This window comes from Acinetobacter marinus (genome assembly GCF_900096915.1).
Lineage (GTDB): Bacteria > Pseudomonadota > Gammaproteobacteria > Pseudomonadales > Moraxellaceae > Acinetobacter > Acinetobacter marinus.
Map to the genome: position 1 here is coordinate 1 of NZ_FMYK01000007.1, position 14,834 is coordinate 14,834.

Below are 14,834 nucleotides of genomic sequence, written 5' to 3' on the forward strand. Positions count from 1 at the left end.
CACCTGATCCCTTCCCGAACTCAGAAGTGAAACCACTTAGCGCTGATGGTAGTGTGGGGTTACCCATGTGAGAGTAAGTCATCGCCAGCTTTTAATTCCAAAGCCCTCACCTAAAAGGTGGGGGCTTTCTTTATTGCAGAAAATTTCAAAATCAGAATATTTTATAAGTACTACATACTTTGGTCAGTTTTATAGCAATAATAATTAAAATTTTCTTGGATTTACATTTCAATGAGTAAATTAATAATCTGTATATTTATCATGCTATGCACTGTTGACTGTAATCAGCAACAGGGTGGTGGTTTTTTCAGTAAAGCGCCTCATTTTGAGCAATATACTGCAGATGATCCTTTGATCGGAGAATATTTTGTTGGTGACTTCTATCAGGAGTTAGAAAATGGGGTTGCTTTTGAGTTAAATATTAAACCATTTCCCAATGCTGTAAGTAGTTTTCAAGCTATTTTTCATCCACAGGGATTACTTAGCATGGATACAGTTGTTTTGGACGATACTGCACCATTAGATTGCGGTATTGGCGCTTTTCATCTCCGTAGTGGATCTTGGCGCCCAATGAAAAATGATCAGTATCGCATATCATATGAGGGGGAGTATGAGTCTGAGTCGAGGTTTAAGGTTGTTGCGGACTATCAGCTGGTTGAGGTGAATGCATACATGAAAAAATTGCAATTGGTTAAAATCATTCAAAATGATAAAACAGGCGTGTGATTTTAATCTGTTTTTCAATATGTTTTTGAGTTGTATTCGATAGCACAGAATGTTTTTGCTACGAATCACAGGTACTTTTGTTGTAGGTATTGTTTGGTCGCATAATGAAATTACTACAGAACGGAGCTGTTGATATGAAAATGATTAAATTATTTATTGTTGGATGTGTTTTTTCTCTGCTGGTTGCATGCGCTAAACCTCTGCCACAAGATAAATTAAACTACGTCGGTGAGTGGCATGGTTTGGCGATGTCTTTACGCATCACACAAGATGGTAGTGTTGCTTATTATCGACAGCAAGGTGGGGCGGACAAATCAATTAAAGGACCGTTAAAATCTTTTGATGGTGATAATTTTGTGGTGGGTATTGGTCCTGTGGCGACGACTTTTGTCGTGTCAAAACCGCCTTATCAGGAGGACGGGCGTTGGAAAATGGTTGTCGATGGGGTTGAGTTAACCAAACGTAGTGACCATTTCTAGTAGCTTTTAAAATCTGTGAAATTTCAATAAACTTAATCAAACGGAAACGACAACATTATGGCGATCAGTAAGTAAATCGTTTTGCTAAGCAGAATCAGTGAGTGATTATTTTAAATCTAGGACTAATCCCATAAATATCATATTGTGTATTGATGAGTTTTTTGATTAAACTCAGCTTTCCTCCAATAAATGTATAGGGTAGATCATAGTCCGTAATCATTGCCCAATTAGAATCTTTTGCAAATATTGCAGTCGGTTGACATGCGATATTGGTTGCTTTTACTAGGTTAGAATATTGCAATAATTCACCAAAAAACATTTTATCATTTTCTTGATATATAGAGTTATCTAAAACTTTTAGCAAGTCATAGTGATAGAAGACTTCTGTATTCAATTCTAATGTGGAAATAATATTTACTATAAAATCATATTGTTTTGGATGACAATCTCCATTTAGCTGTAAAAGTGATGTGAAAAGTTCTTCTCGCAACTCACTTTTCCACAATTTGGAATCGGCTAGTGCATATGAATCCAAATCGTAAATATCCTCAGATAAGTAAGGGATATTTAATTTTGCATAGATTTCTTGACGAGAGTATCTTTGTGTTTTAGGCAGAGCTCGATCAGTATCAGCATCTGAGTGCTGATGAAGTACAATCGCATAGCTTTCAAAATGATTAGGCATCAATAATGGCATGATTTCCCAAAAACTACCTAAATCAGTCGAATTGGTATGTTGTGTTTTATCTATTGGCAAAACTTCATGTCTGATATTTTGGTAGTAAGTCCAATAAGTTTTATACCAAGTAGGAGGTTTAGTTTGAATTTCTTCTATTCTATAGTTTTTATTCATTTCTGATATTAAGCTAATTTGGGTAGTAGTGATTGCAATATTTTAGTTGTTTCCTAGAGAAACAGCCACATGATCGTGGCTGTTTTTTTTGGGTACTAAATATAAATTAGTACCTTAGGCTTTGCTGGCTAATTGTCGAAGTACATAGTGCAATACGCCGCCATGACGGACATATTCACGTTCCTTCGGCGTTTGGAGCATCACATTTACCTCGAATGATTCACTTGATCCGTCAGCACGTAATGCGGTGACTGTGGCGACTTTACTTTCACCATTGTCTAGTCCTGTGATGGAAAGCACTTCAGACCCATCAAGATTATGACTCTGAATTGACTCACCCTCTTTGAAGGTCAGTGGTAATACCCCCATGCCGACCAAGTTTGAACGATGAATTCGTTCGAAAGATTGTGCGAGCACGGCTTTGACACCGAGTAGAATCGTTCCTTTTGCAGCCCAGTCACGACTTGAACCTGTGCCATACTGTTCACCGCCAAGTACCACCAATGTACGATTTTGATCTTTATATTTCATGGCAGCATCATAAATTGACATTTTCTCGCCGTCGGCTAAGTTGGCTTGATCCGCATTGAAATACAGGGTATTACCGCCTTCTTCGCCATTCATCATCAAGTTTTTGATACGAATATTGGCAAAAGTCCCTCGTGTCATCACCGCATCATTACCACGACGTGAGCCGTAACTATTAAAATCTTGCTCAAGGACGCCACGGCTTTGTAAATACAATCCAGCAGGAGAGTCAGGCTCGATGCTACCCGCAGGTGAGATGTGATCGGTGGTAATCGAGTCGCCAAATAATCCCAAAATGCGTGCCTGCTCAATATCTGGCACACCTTCGGCTTCCATGTTCATGCCATCAAAAAATGGCGGATTTTTGATATAGGTTGATTCTTCATTCCACTGATAAAGCTCTGAGTCAGGTGAGCTGATCGCATTCCATTCCTCGCTACCTTGGAAGACTTCGCCATAATTTTTGTGAAACATATCGGCATCGATATTATTGGCAATCAATTCATCGATTTGTGCACTGCTTGGCCAGATGTCTTTTAAGAAAATATCTTTACCATCTTGATCTTGCCCAATCGGATCATGGGTCAAGTCAATGTCGACTGTGCCTGCTAGTGCATAAGCAACCACTAATGGCGGTGAGGCAAGATAGTTGGTTTTGACATGCGAGTGAATTCGCCCTTCGAAGTTACGGTTACCTGAAAGCACTGATGCCACGACCAGATCATTTTCTTCGATACCTTGTTCAATCTCGTCCAGCAGTGGCCCTGAGTTACCAATACAAGTGGTACAGCCATAACCTACCAGATAGAATCCAACTGCTTCGAGTGCATTCATTAAATCGGTTTTTTCTAAATAATCTGTGACGACTTTGGAGCCTGGTGCAAGAGAAGTTTTCACCCATGGTTTGGCTTTCAAGCCGAGTTTTGCGGCGTTTTGGGCGACTAAGCCCGCACCAATCATCACCGCAGGATTGGATGTGTTGGTACATGAAGTGATTGCAGCAATGACCACCGAGCCGTCTTTGAGCTCAAACTCTTGATCGTCTAAAGTGACCTTAGAGAAGAAGCGCTGTAGCACATTTTTTTCTGCACTTTTTGCAGAGTTCGGAGACGCCGTTAAGTCCTGTGCTTGGGCTTGTTCACCACCTTCACTGGCAAATCGAGCTTCATCATCTTTGCTTTGACGGGATTTACTCATCTCGCCCAATGTCTCTACGAATCTGCTATGCATATCAGACAGTGCAATGCGATGATGCGGTAATTTTGGCCCCGCAAGTGATGGTACAACGGTGCTTAAATCCAGCTCAAGATTGCTCGAATATTTTGCGGTAGGAGAGCTTTCGTCGTGCCATAAACCTTGTGCTTTGGCGTATTGCTCGACCAAGGAAATTTGCGTTTCATCACGACCTGATAAACGTAAATAATCAAGCGCAACTTGATCAATCGGGAAAATACCACAGGTTGCGCCGTATTCTGGTGCCATGTTGGCAATGGTCGCTCGGTCTGCAAGCGCCATATTGTGCAGTCCTTCGCCGTAAAACTCGACAAATTTGCCGACCACACCATGTGCTCGAAGCATTTCTGTCACACGGAGCACGAGATCGGTGGCAGTAACGCCTTCATTGAGTTTGCCCGTAATATTAAAACCGACCACTTGAGGAATCAGCATCGATGCGGGTTGTCCAAGCATCGCCGCTTCTGCTTCAATTCCGCCAACGCCCCAACCAAGGACACCAATCCCGTTGATCATGGTGGTGTGGCTGTCTGTACCAAATACCGTATCAGGATAGGCGTACAGCTCGCCATCTTGCTCAGATGCCATCACCACACGGGCGAGATATTCGAGATTGACCTGATGCACAATCCCTGTAGCAGGCGGGACGACTTGGAAATTTTGAAAGGCTTGACGTCCCCAATGTAAAAATTCATACCGCTCTTGGTTACGCTGAAATTCGATTTGCTTATTTAAATCGAGCGCATCCTCACGTCCGTAGACATCAACTTGTACCGAGTGATCGACGACTAACTCACTGGGAATAAAGGGGTTAATCTGTTCGGCACGACCGCCGAGCTTGACCACCGCATCACGCATCGCCGCCAAGTCGACCACCGATGGCACACCCGTAAAATCTTGCAACACCACACGTGCAGGCATGAATGCAATTTCTTGGCTCGGCTCGGCATTGGCGTCCCAATTCGCCACTGCTTCAATATGATTTTTACCAACACTTTGCCCATCATCTTCATTGCGAAGTAGATTTTCGAGCACGATTTTCATGCAATAGGGCAAGGTTTGAATATTTGAAAATCGCTCGGTCAGCTTGGCTAAGCTATAGTAGCTGTGATTTTTTCCGTCGATTTCTAACTGACTTTTTACCTCAAAAATATCTGACATGTTGGCTTCCTTGTTGTTTATACCGCTAAAAAATGAATCTGATAAAACCTCGGTTGCTAATAAATAGCTTAGCAAATCAGCGCTAGAGTGCAATTTTTATGCTGTATTACTTGGTGGGAAAAATGTAATAGATATAATCTGTTACAGAATGAGTTATTCAAAAAAACTTGAAGCGCTAAAGTTTAAAATTTGGTTTTTAAAATGCTTTGAATGCACTTTAGATATAATGTTGGGGTGCAGATGTTTGTCAGAAAACTGTCATCATTTGATCATAAAATGGTCAAAATTTATACTTAATATCGCAAAATAACAAAACTTAATTCGGAAGTTGAATGAACAATTCCTCTGCAGTCGTGCTGGATTATGCACAAGCAAAATTACAACAGAACAAAAAACAACAGCCTGAGTCGAGCTCACCTGCCCGCAAATTACGCATTGCCATCGTCACCGAAACGTGGCCACCTGAGATCAATGGTGTGTCCTTGTCAGTGATGCAATTAACCAAAGGTTTGCAACGTCGTGGACATAAAATTCTATTAATTCGTCCACAACAAAGCGAAAAAAATCATAGCTTTTATCCCGATCAAGAGTGCGTGGTACGTTCGCAGTCGATTCCAAAGTATAGTCAGCTCCAATTTGGTTGGCCACAGATTTTCAAGATCGGTCAGGCGTTGGATCAGTTTAAAGCGGACATTGTGCATATCGTCACCGAAGGCCCACTGGGGTTAGCGGCACTCAATCAAGCCAAACTACGTCAGATTCCGATTTCCAGTGGATTTCATTCATCTTTTCATGATTTTAGCCGTTATTTTGATATGGCATTTCTGGTTAAACCTGTACGCCAATATCTGAAATGGTTTCACAATCAAACCGATCTCACGCTTGTGCCGAGTGAAGATACACGGCAGGTGCTGAATCAGTTTGGTCTGCGCTGTCCGATGCGCATCATCGGGCGTGGCGTAGACAATCAGCGTTTTAATCACAACTTACGCAGTTCAGGTTTGCGTCATCGTTGGCAGGCGGATGAAAATACCACGGTACTGTTATCTGTTGGACGCGTCTCTCCTGAAAAAGAAGTACCGTTTATCCTGCAAAGTTTTTATGCGCTAAAAAAGCATCAACCGCAACGTAAGCTGAAAATGGTGGTGGTCGGTGATGGTCCAATCCGTGAAGAATTACAGCAACAATATCCTGATGTGATTTTTATGGGCGAGCAAGTCGGTGAATCTTTAGCGATGTGCTATGCCAGTGCGGATGCGTTCTTGTTTGCTAGTGAAGTCGATACCTTCGGCAATGTGGTGTTAGAGGCGATGGCAAGTGGCTTGCCAGTGCTTGCCTATAATTATGCAGCACCTGCGTTGATGGTTGAACAGGCTCGGACAGGTTGGTTGCTGCCTTTTGCGGATAAAGCAGCATGGCAAAAGACGTTAATGAATCTACCATCGCTGAAAGACTTGGCGCATATGGGACAGATCGCCAGTGAAAAAGTGGGTGATTGTGGTTGGGATCGACCAGTTGCAGACTTTGAAGATGCCTTATTGCAATATGCCAAGAAACCGACTATGTATGTGCAGTTTTAAGGTGCGATGAAGCGGAATACCTTGAAATGTTTTGGGAATGGAATGCGTTGGTTTAAAAGTTGCAAGACAAATGAAGACGGCGTTGATTAAGTCGAAACAGGTACAGCAGAAACAGGTAAAGCAGAAATAGATGAAAGTAAAATTGGGTGCGATAAAAGCGTGATCGCACAATGACTATCGAGCAGATCAATCAAGGAGCAGTCGCATGAATAAGATGAAAATTGCGCAAAAAGCGATACTGGATTGGGATTTACGAGGTTGTGTTTACCTCAATCATTGGTCGTCACATCCTTATGTGGCAAAGTTTTTTAAAGTAGTGAGTCGTCTTGGTGATGGTGCATTTTGGTACATCATGCTTGCCATCGTCTGGGGCATGAATGGTTTGGCGTACTTTAGCCAAGTGATCTACATTGTCCTTGCAGGCAGTATCGGGACGTTAATTTATAAACTCTTAAAACGTCATACGGTACGTCCACGCCCTTATCAGGTGCATCAAGTAATTAGTTTGGGTGAACGCCCACTGGATCACTTTAGCTTTCCATCGGGGCATACTTTGCATGCGGTGTTGGCGTGTACCGTGCTGGGAAGTATCGAGTCGATGTTGTTGGCGATCATGTTGCCATTTACCATTTTGGTGGGCTTATCTCGGATGATTCTAGGCTTGCATTATCCAACCGATGTGATCGTTGGGGCGAGTATTGGTTTTGTGGTGGCGATGCTGAGTTTATGGTGTGCGCCGTTCTTAGGTGTCGTGCTTTAAGCCATGCTCGTCAATCCATCAAACCATAAAGACAAATCGTGAAAAACTGGATTGAAGTCGGATAGGCATTGCGTCTGTGTCGAATTTTGTTAAAGTAGCCTGCATTGATCTCGTAAATTGACTTTGTAAATAGAAATAAAGGGTACGCTATGGCACTACGTTGGACAGATTCGATGGATATTGCGATTGAGCTTTATGAGGCGCATCCTGATGTTGACCCGCAATATATCCGTTTTACCGATTTGCACCGTTGGATTTGTGAGTTGCCTGAGTTTGAAGATGATCCAAACAAATCTAGCGAAGGGATTTTAGAAGCCATTCAAATGGCATGGATCGATGAAGCACGCTAATTGCGTCACTCACTCATTTCTCTGAATTTGGCGATTGTACATCTGTATTTGATCGAAAAAGTACAGGCTGAGTCAAAATCAGGACAATTGGCACTATATCTTGTGCCTGTCGCTCGTATATAATGCGCCAAATTTTTCGTTTTCATTATTTATTGTTCTTAAACATTTAAGGAGCCACTCATGGCGATTGAACGTACTTTATCAATTATCAAACCTGATGCTGTAGGCAAAAACCACATCGGCGACATCGTTGCACGTTTCGAAAAAGCTGGTCTTAAACCAGTTGCAATGAAATATAAGCAACTTACTCAAGCGGATGCAGAAGGTTTTTATGCTGAGCACAAAGAGCGTGGTTTCTTCAATGACCTCGTTGCATTCATGACTTCAGGTCCTGTGGTTGTCTCTGTACTTGAAGGCGAAAATGCTGTACTTGCGCACCGTGAAATTTTGGGTGCTACAAACCCGAAAGAAGCAGCACCAGGTACAATCCGTGCAGACTTCGCTGTAAGCATCGACGAAAATGCGGCACACGGTTCTGACTCAGTTGCATCTGCTGAGCGTGAAGTGGCTTATTTCTTCAATGCTGACGAGATTGCGCCACGTACGCGTTAATCTGATTGAGGATAGTCGGCAATAGGGCAATGCACTTTTAAGTCATGTGCCTAGCTGACAAATCTCATCGTTGCAGAGCCAGATTGGTGCTATACTTATCTGGCTTTTTTGTGTTTTTTGCTAGGGGAAATGGCAAGAAACCGCTATAATTTGCGCCCTCTATTTTCTTTAGCGTCCTCGGGTCGCTTCTTCATTTCTACATGGCAGGTTTTGCATGAACACAGCTCAATCCATTTCTACGCTTGCGCAAGATGCGACTTTGCAGGGAGAAGCTGTGCCAAAAACAGTGCAAACGAACTCCTCAAAAGCCAATTTATTGGGCATGACCCGAGCCGAGCTGGAAGCCTTTTTTGAGCAGATGGGCGAGAAGAAGTTTCGTGCAGGGCAGGTGATGAAGTGGATTCATCAGTTTGGCGTGACTGATTTTGCAGACATGACCAATATTTCGGGCAAACTTCGAGAGAAGCTGGTCAATATTGCAGAAGTTCAAGCACCTGAAGTGGTACATCGGCACTATTCTAAAGATGGTACTCGGAAATGGGTATTCCGTGTCGGCGAAGGAGAAGGTTCGTTAGTCGAAACAGTGCTGATTCCTGCCGATGATAAAACGGGTGCACGTAAAACCTTGTGTATTTCATCGCAAGTCGGCTGTGCGCTGGATTGTTCATTTTGCTCAACGGGTAAACAAGGCTTCCAACGTGATTTAACTCCTGCGGAAATCATCGGTCAGCTTTGGGTGGCGAATCAATCTTATATGGAAGATGTACCTGTCGGCGATCGTACTCGTACCGTGACCAACGTGGTGATGATGGGTATGGGTGAGCCACTGCTGAATTTTGATCCTGTAGTGGCGTCGATGTCATTGATGCTGGATGATTTTGCTTACGGGATGTCGAAGCGCCGTGTGACTTTGTCAACTTCGGGTGTGGTGCCGATGATTGATAAATTGGCACAGACCATTGATGTGGCATTGGCGATTTCACTGCATGCGCCAAATGATCCACTGCGTAATGAGTTGGTGCCGATTAATAAGAAATATCCGCTTGAGCAATTGATTGCAGCGTGTCAGCGCTATATCGCCAAAGATGGCAATGAAAGTAGCCGTAAGCACATCACGGTGGAATATGTGATGCTGGATGGCGTCAATGACAAAGCAGAACATGCACAGCAATTGTTAAAGCTACTCAAAGATTTACCAAGTAAAATCAATCTAATTCCGTTCAATCCATTTCCGCATGCGCCATATGGACGTTCGAGCCGTAATCGCATCATGGCATTTCAAAAAACTTTGTCAGATGCAGGTTTTGTCTGTACCATTCGTCAGACACGTGGCGACGATATTGATGCAGCTTGTGGTCAGTTGGTGGGACAGGTTGCCGATCGCACACGTCGTGCTGAGAAATGGAAGCAGAAAGTTGCCAGTCAGCACAATGAAATTTTAAGAACACAAAGTGATTAATGCCGAAGATGTCAGGTCAACGGCACAATTAATGAGGTCATTGCTTGGATGAATGTTGCTCGTTTACGTCAGATTGCGTTAAAAATGGCGATGCTTGGCAGTCTAGTCGCCGTATTGTCAGCCTGTGTGACCACAGGACCAGCGTCAAAACTCGGTGAAAAAGATCCTGAGAAAGCAGTGAAGTTGCGCACGCAACTTGCGGCAGAATATATTCGCTCGAATGAGCTGGACAAAGCCAAGCGAGAGCTTGATCAAGCCTTAGAAACCAATTCCCGTTCTGTCGATGCCAATTTGATGATGGGTGTCTTGTTGCAACAAGAAGGCAGTCCAAGCAATATGAAAAAAGCCGAGGACTACTTCAAGCGTGCTGTCTCGATTGACGGGAGCAATGCGCAGGCAAGAAATAACTACGGCACGTATTTGTATTTGCTGGATCGTTATCCTGAAGCGATTGCCCAGTTTAAAATCGCTGGGGCGACTTTGGGCTATGAACAGCGCTATGCTGCACTGGAAAATCTTGGGCGGACTTATCTAAAAGTCGGTGACACCGCCAATGCGGAAAAAGCATTTACCCAAGCCTTGCAAGCCAATCGTGACTCATTGATTGCACGATTGGAGCTGGCGGAATTGCTTTATTTTCAACAACGCTTTACATTGGCGGGGCAAATGTATGAAGATTACGTCCGCTATACAGGGCAGACCAACCAAGGGGCGAGAGCGTTGTGGATTGGGCTACGTCTGGCACGTGCCCGTAATGATGATTTGGGCATGAAAGTGTTGGTCAATCAACTACGTGCCCAGTTCCCTGATAGTCAAGAATACAAACGTTATTTAGAGTTACAACACAGTTCTGAGGCCGTATGGAAATAGATACGAACACTCCCAAAAGCAATCCATCCACACCTTTAAGCATTGGGAGCGCACAGCGACCTGGCGAATATTTGCGTCAGATTCGTATGTCTCGCGGTAAAGAACTGGCAGAAGTGGCACATGAGTTAAAAATCTCTGAAAAACAACTGATCGCCTTAGAAAAAGACGACTATAACGCCTTGCCTGAAGCACCGTTTATCAAGGGCTATTATCGTGCTTATGCGAAATTTCTCAATGCCGATGCGACAGCATTGATCCAGCGGTTCGATGAAATTTATAGCAGTGATACAGGGCTGAGCTCAAGTCATGCTTTAAAAGACTCACCGATTAAAATCATGGGCAAGCTCTCAAGTCGTAAGCGTCGTGGTGCTAAAGGCTGGCTGAAAAAACTCATCCTTGCGATTATCGTCATTGCAGTGATTTGGGCATTGTGGTCAGTGGTATCCAACTGGTTAAGTAAGCGTCATAGTGATGCGCCAGCAACTGGTGCAAATAATGCAGTAGAAGTGATCGAGTTTGATAATGCGACTGCGACCACAGCTGCGGGTGCGACCAGCACTGCGGGTGATCAATTGGTGCTTGATTTTAGTCGACCAACCTCAGTCATGATTCAAGATGGCGCAGGCAAAACCTTAGCACAAGGTCGCCAAAGTGAAAGTTTGACATTATCTGGTCAGGCGCCTTTTAGCATTCGGCTTGATGATGCAGAAGCGGTCAAACTGAAACTGAACAATGAAGATATTGGTTTATCCAGTTATACCAACGCCAGCGGTTCTGCTGACTTTAGATTGTCACCTTAAACGTGAACAATAGCAGGATCTGTCCCATTGTCCATTACAGTGCGAAGCGAATAGAGAAGGTAATTTGGCATGATTGAAAATCCGATTCAACGACGTCCGACACGCAAAATCCGTGTCGGATCGGTCTATGTTGGTGGTGATGCGCCGATCTCTGTGCAGACCATGACCAATACTGAAACTTGTGACGTCGATGCCACGGTGGCACAGATTAACCGTTGTGTTGATGCGGGTGCGGATATTGTCCGAGTCTCTGTACCAACCATGCAGGCTGCCGAGGCTTTCGGAAAAATTCGTAAGCAAGTCGACGTGCCATTGGTTGCAGATATTCATTTTGATTATAAAATTGCTTTAGCGGTTGCCGATCATGGTGCGGATTGTCTACGCATCAATCCAGGCAATATTGGCTCAGAAGATAAAATCCGAGAAGTGGTTGCCGCAGCACGTCATCACGATATTTCCATGCGTATTGGCGTCAATGCGGGTTCACTGGAAAAAGATTTGCAAAAAAAATATGGCGAGCCGACAGGTCAAGCCTTGCTTGAATCGGCAATGCGTCATATCGATATCTTAGATCGTTTAAACTTCCATGAATTTAAAGTCAGTGTCAAAGCATCCAATGTGTTTTTGACTATGGATGCTTATCGTTTGCTGTCCAAACAAATTGATAATCCATTGCATCTTGGTGTGACCGAGGCAGGCATTTATCGTACAGGTACAGTTAAATCAGCGATTGCACTGGGCGGATTATTGCTCGAAGGCATTGGCGATACCATGCGGATTTCGCTGGCAGCTGAACCTGAAGATGAAGTGAAAATTGGTTTTGATATTTTAAAATCATTGGGTTTGCGCTCCAACGGCATTAACTTTATTGCTTGTCCGAGCTGTTCACGCCAAGAGTTTAACGTGATCAAAGTCATGCAAATGCTAGAAGAGCGTTTAGAAGATGTGCGTCTGCCGATGGATGTCTCGGTAATTGGTTGTAAGGTCAATGGACCTGGTGAAGCCAAAGAAGCGGATATCGGTGTGGTCGGTGCTAGTCCAAGATCATTGGTCTATCAAAATGGTGAAAAGAGCCATTTGATTGATACCGATCAATTGGTCGATGAAATCGAAAGCATGGTGCGTCATCGCATTCAAGTGGCAGAAGAGGCCAAAGCGAAAGAGATTCTCCGTACCAGTTCTGAGTAATATCAGTCACTGGCTGCAAATTTTGTAGAAGTTGAAACCGTTTACTGAAATCGTATTTAAAAAAAGTGTGTATCAAAGATCATGAGTTCAATCGTCGCAATCAAAGGGTTTAATGATATTTTGCCAAGTCAAACACCTGCTTGGCGCAAGCTAGAAGGGCATTTGTCGGCATTGATGGATGCCTACGGCTATCAGCAAATTCGTCTACCGATCGTTGAACAAACCAACCTTTTTAAGCGTTCAATCGGTGATGCGACTGATATTGTCGAAAAAGAAATGTACACTTTTCTGGACAAGGGCAATCCTCCTGAGTCGTTGACTTTGCGTCCAGAAGGCACGGCGGGTTGTGTACGTGCGATGCTTGAGCATAATTTACTACGTGGTGCGACCCCTCGTGTCTGGTATGTTGGCCCGATGTTTCGCTATGAAAAGCCGCAGAAAGGACGCTATCGTCAGTTCCACCAGTTTGGTGTAGAAACTTTTGGCGTGGCAACACCTGATATGGATGCTGAAGTGATCTTGATGACGGCACGCCTCTGGCAACGTATGGGCGTGGCGGACAAAGTACAGCTTGAACTGAATACCTTGGGTGAAGTCGATGAGCGCACTGAATATCGCAATGCTTTAGTGGCTTATCTTGAGCAACACAAAGATGCACTTGATGAAGATTCACAGCGTCGTTTAAGCACCAATCCTCTGCGGATTTTGGATTCAAAAATTGAGTCGACGCAAAAAATCATTGCCGATGCGCCGAAGTTACATGACTTCTTAAAAGAAGACAGTTTGAACCATTTCGAACAGCTGAAACAGTATTTAAGCGATGCAGGCATTCAATTTGTCATCAATCAAAAGCTGGTGCGTGGCTTAGATTATTACAACAAGACCGTTTTTGAATGGACGACCACACATCTTGGCTCGCAAGGCACAGTCTGTGCGGGTGGTCGCTATGATGGCTTGGTTGGACAGCTCAAAGGCAAGGCGGATCAATCTGTGCCTGCGGTCGGTTTTGCCATGGGGATGGAGCGTTTACTGCTTTTACTCGAACAGCAACTCACTGAATCAACCACGGATTGTGATGTGTTCTTATTGGCGGAACCTGCGTATCAGGGTAAAGCCTTGGTACTTGCTGAGCAGTTGCGTGATCAATTTGAGCAATCGCACAGCACGATTCGCCTGAAAACGGGTTCGCAAGGCAGTATGAAAAGCCAAATGAAAAAGGCGGATCAATCAGGTGCAAAATTCGCCTTGATTTTGGGTGAGCGTGAGTGGCAAGATCAACAGGTTTTGTTAAAGCAACTGGGCAATGGTGAACAGCAACAGCTAGCGATTGCTGAGCTGGCATCATTTTTATCGACTGTTTTTGGCAACTAAATTTTTTGGTATTTAAATTTTTTGACATCACCACGCATTTGCTTGGTGTAAACCCAGATGGGAAAAGGACAGATTCATGGCTGCAATGACTGACGAAGAACAGAAAGAACAACTCAAGTCTTTTATGGGGCGCTATGGCTCGCCGATCGTGATTGGTGTGTTGTTGGCATTGTGTGCTTTTTTTGGCTGGCAATGGTGGCACAAAAAACAAAGCATCGAGTCGGCAAATCGCACCGTGCAGTATCAGCAAATTTTAAATGCGCAGGAACAAGCCAGCGCTGACGATGCCGCTTACAAAAAATTGCAAGCCGATGCCAATGCTATCGTCAAAGAGGCACCAGACAGCGCGCAAGCATTGCAATCACAATTGGTCTTGGCAAAACTCGCCTTTGACAAAAAAGATTATCAAACAGCGAGCAAAATTCTCACTGCAGCACAAAGCAGTAAAGTCGATGATGAGGGTTTAAAAGCCATTGTTAATCTGCGTCTTGCTTATACTCAGATCGAGCAAAATCAATTGGATCAAGCCTTGAAATACTTGGCATTGGTGAAAAATGAAAGTTTTACACCGACGGTTGAAGAAGCCCGTGGTGATATTTATGTGGCGCAGAAAAAAATCGATGAGGCACAAAAGTCTTACAAAAAAGCATGGGATGTCTTGCTAGAACGCAAGCAACCTCGTGAATTATTACAAATTAAATTGGCAAATGTTGGCGTAATGGTAGAAGATCCTGAAATTGAAAGTCCAATTCAAACTTCAGCGCCAGCATCTGCACCGAACAATGGTGCAGATACGGCAAACTCTGATGCAAATGCTGCGACAGAAAACACAGCCACAGACAATACAGCGAGTGAGTCTTAAGA

The 14,834-nt window shown here is 43.8% G+C and carries 14 protein-coding genes and 1 rRNA gene; 13 read left to right on the forward strand and 2 right to left on the reverse strand.

What is annotated here, in order from left to right:
* From rrf to BLQ60_RS11225, 3 genes are all read left to right on the forward strand, one after another.
* Window positions 1–90: ribosomal RNA gene (gene rrf, locus BLQ60_RS11215) — 5S ribosomal RNA — on the forward strand; the annotation flags it as partial.
* Between the two features lie 141 nt (window positions 91–231).
* Window positions 232–726, forward strand: a complete 495-nt coding sequence (locus BLQ60_RS11220; protein ID WP_143005217.1) for a hypothetical protein — start codon at window positions 232–234, stop codon at window positions 724–726.
* A 134-nt stretch (window positions 727–860) separates the two neighbouring features.
* Complete coding sequence (locus tag BLQ60_RS11225; RefSeq protein ID WP_092620440.1) at window positions 861–1,205, forward strand: hypothetical protein; 345 nt, start codon at window positions 861–863, stop codon at window positions 1,203–1,205.
* 94 nt (window positions 1,206–1,299) lie between these two features.
* Here BLQ60_RS11225 and BLQ60_RS11230 read toward each other — a convergent pair whose 3' ends face one another.
* Together BLQ60_RS11230 and acnA are read right to left on the reverse strand one after the other, a co-directional pair.
* Complete coding sequence (locus BLQ60_RS11230) at window positions 1,300–2,058, reverse strand: hypothetical protein (protein ID WP_092620443.1); 759 nt, start codon at window positions 2,056–2,058, stop codon at window positions 1,300–1,302.
* Window positions 2,059–2,172: 114 nt separating this feature from the next.
* Window positions 2,173–4,980: an aconitate hydratase AcnA gene (gene acnA / locus BLQ60_RS11235; RefSeq protein ID WP_092620446.1), complete on the reverse strand. Its 2,808-nt coding sequence runs from the start codon at window positions 4,978–4,980 to the stop codon at window positions 2,173–2,175.
* Between the two features lie 332 nt (window positions 4,981–5,312).
* Here acnA and BLQ60_RS11240 point away from each other — a divergent pair, with 332 nt between their 5' ends.
* From BLQ60_RS11240 to BLQ60_RS11285, 10 genes are all read left to right on the forward strand, one after another.
* Window positions 5,313–6,560, forward strand: coding sequence for a glycosyltransferase family 4 protein (locus tag BLQ60_RS11240; protein WP_092620449.1), 1,248 nt, complete (start codon window positions 5,313–5,315; stop codon window positions 6,558–6,560).
* 205 nt (window positions 6,561–6,765) lie between these two features.
* A complete protein-coding gene (locus BLQ60_RS11245) occupies window positions 6,766–7,320 on the forward strand; it encodes a phosphatase PAP2 family protein (protein ID WP_092620452.1) in 555 nt (184 codons plus the stop codon).
* A 149-nt stretch (window positions 7,321–7,469) separates the two neighbouring features.
* Window positions 7,470–7,670: a Fe-S cluster assembly protein IscX gene (iscX, locus tag BLQ60_RS11250; RefSeq protein WP_092620455.1), complete on the forward strand. Its 201-nt coding sequence runs from the start codon at window positions 7,470–7,472 to the stop codon at window positions 7,668–7,670.
* Between the two features lie 180 nt (window positions 7,671–7,850).
* Entirely contained in the window at window positions 7,851–8,282 is a 432-nt protein-coding gene (ndk, locus tag BLQ60_RS11255; RefSeq protein ID WP_092620458.1) for a nucleoside-diphosphate kinase, read from the forward strand.
* A 214-nt stretch (window positions 8,283–8,496) separates the two neighbouring features.
* The gene (rlmN, locus tag BLQ60_RS11260) at window positions 8,497–9,741 is read left to right on the forward strand and encodes a dual-specificity RNA methyltransferase RlmN (protein ID WP_092620461.1); all 1,245 of its coding nucleotides are present in this window, start codon (window positions 8,497–8,499) and stop codon (window positions 9,739–9,741) included.
* 48 nt (window positions 9,742–9,789) lie between these two features.
* Entirely contained in the window at window positions 9,790–10,611 is an 822-nt protein-coding gene (gene pilW / locus BLQ60_RS11265; RefSeq protein ID WP_092620464.1) for a type IV pilus biogenesis/stability protein PilW, read from the forward strand.
* Window positions 10,602–11,411 carry a helix-turn-helix domain-containing protein gene (locus tag BLQ60_RS11270; RefSeq protein ID WP_092620467.1) on the forward strand — a complete coding sequence of 270 codons (810 nt, stop codon included), beginning with the start codon at window positions 10,602–10,604 and terminating at the stop codon, window positions 11,409–11,411. Before pilW ends, BLQ60_RS11270 begins: the two co-directional genes overlap by 10 nt.
* Window positions 11,412–11,480: 69 nt before the next feature.
* Complete coding sequence (gene ispG / locus BLQ60_RS11275; RefSeq protein ID WP_092620470.1) at window positions 11,481–12,599, forward strand: flavodoxin-dependent (E)-4-hydroxy-3-methylbut-2-enyl-diphosphate synthase; 1,119 nt, start codon at window positions 11,481–11,483, stop codon at window positions 12,597–12,599.
* Between the two features lie 81 nt (window positions 12,600–12,680).
* Entirely contained in the window at window positions 12,681–13,970 is a 1,290-nt protein-coding gene (gene hisS, locus BLQ60_RS11280; RefSeq protein ID WP_092620473.1) for a histidine--tRNA ligase, read from the forward strand.
* 76 nt (window positions 13,971–14,046) lie between these two features.
* Window positions 14,047–14,832 carry a YfgM family protein gene (locus tag BLQ60_RS11285; protein ID WP_092620476.1) on the forward strand — a complete coding sequence of 262 codons (786 nt, stop codon included), beginning with the start codon at window positions 14,047–14,049 and terminating at the stop codon, window positions 14,830–14,832.
* The last annotated feature ends 2 nt before the right edge of the window (window positions 14,833–14,834 follow it).